Origin of the sequence: Halomonas campaniensis, assembly GCF_002211105.1 — a bacterium.
GTDB classification, from domain to species: Bacteria; Pseudomonadota; Gammaproteobacteria; order Pseudomonadales; family Halomonadaceae; genus Vreelandella; species Vreelandella campaniensis_A.
Map to the genome: position 1 here is coordinate 1 of NZ_JPUA01000009.1, position 1,442 is coordinate 1,442.

The 1,442-nt window shown below is 51.1% G+C and carries 1 protein-coding gene; it reads left to right on the top strand.

The annotated features are described in order from the left end of the window. The first annotated feature begins 51 nt into the window (after positions 1-51). A protein-coding gene (locus JI62_RS03465) for an IS3 family transposase (protein ID WP_240513118.1) occupies positions 52-1,409 on the top strand; the annotation gives its coding sequence in 2 pieces (ribosomal slippage) (positions 52-531 and positions 534-1,409; 1,356 coding nt in all). Positions 1,410-1,442 lie beyond the last annotated feature (33 nt).

Sequence of the window (1,442 nt, forward strand, 5' to 3'; positions counted from 1 at the left end):
TGAACTGCACCCCAAAAGTTGGACGCTCATCCAACGATTGGGGTGTTTTTCATGACGAAACATAATGAAGCGTTCAAGTTACTAGTAGTGCAACGCTACGCAGAAGGACAGCAGGGTTACAAGAGTCTGGCCAGACAGTACGGTCTTGGCCCTACAACCGTCAGGCGTTGGGTTAAACACTTTGAACAGCATGGTCTAAGTGGCTTGCAGAAAAAGTTCACCCACTACAGCGCTGAGTTCAAATTAGCGGTGTTGCAACAGATGAGGCAAGAGGAGCTCTCAGCCTTACAAGCGACGACTCTGTTCGATATTCGAGGTGGTACGAGCGTCGTACGGCAGTGGGAAAGCCAGTATCATGAAGGAGGCTTCCAAGCGTTGGAGCCTAAAGCCCGAGGACGTCCGACGAAGATGCCTACAACAGAGCCCCCAAAGCCCCCACTTCCACTGACTGATAAGAGCTCGCTGGAGCAACTGCTCCAAGAGAATGAGTACTTGCGTGCTGAGGTGGCCTACCTAAAAAAGTTGAGGGCCTTGCGTCAGGCAAAAGAACAAACCGCGCAGAAAAAGCGCAGATAGTCCTTGAGCTGAAGCAAGGCCACCCTTTGGCGGTGCTGCTAAAAGTAGCAGAATTGTCGCGTAGTACGTTCTATTATCAGGCAAGGGCTCAGCAGTTGGAAGATCGGCATGCTGGTCTGAAGCGACGCATTTACGTCCTCTACGAGCATCACAAAGGCCGCTACGGTTATCGCCGAATCACATCAGCGTTGCGTCAGTCGGGCGAGCAGGTCAACCATAAGACAGTCCAGCGCCTAATGCAGCATCTAGGCTTGAAGTCGCTGGTACGCCCGAAGAAATACCGCTCCTATCGTGGACAACAGGCCAGTGTTCCCAATCTTCTTGCCCGCCAGTTTCATGCTGAACGACCCAACCAAAAGTGGGTAACCGACGTCACGGAGTTTAATATCCGAGGCGAAAAGCTGTACTTGTCGCCTGTGATGGATCTCTACAACGGGGAAATCGTGTCCTACTCAATGCAGAAACAGCCGCAGTACTCGCTGGTAGGGGAGATGCTCAAGAAAGCCTTGGCTAAGTTGGCCGACCAAGACGCGCCTTTACTGCATTCTGATCAAGGCTGGCAATATCAGATGTCAGCTTACCGGCGTAAGCTCAGCGAGCATGGCGTGATTCAGAGCATGTCACGTAAAGGCAATTGCCTGGATAATGCCGCAATGGAGAGCTTCTTTGGTACGCTGAAGTCAGAATATTTTTACCTGAACCGTTTTGACACCATTGGGCAATTACAGGCGGGCATTCGGCACTATATCCATTACTACAATCACGAGCGGATTAAGACCAAATTAAAAGGCCTGAGTCCGGTGCAGTACCGAAATCAGGCCTTGGCCGCTTAGTTTTTCACTGTCCAAGTTTATGGGGTCAGTTCA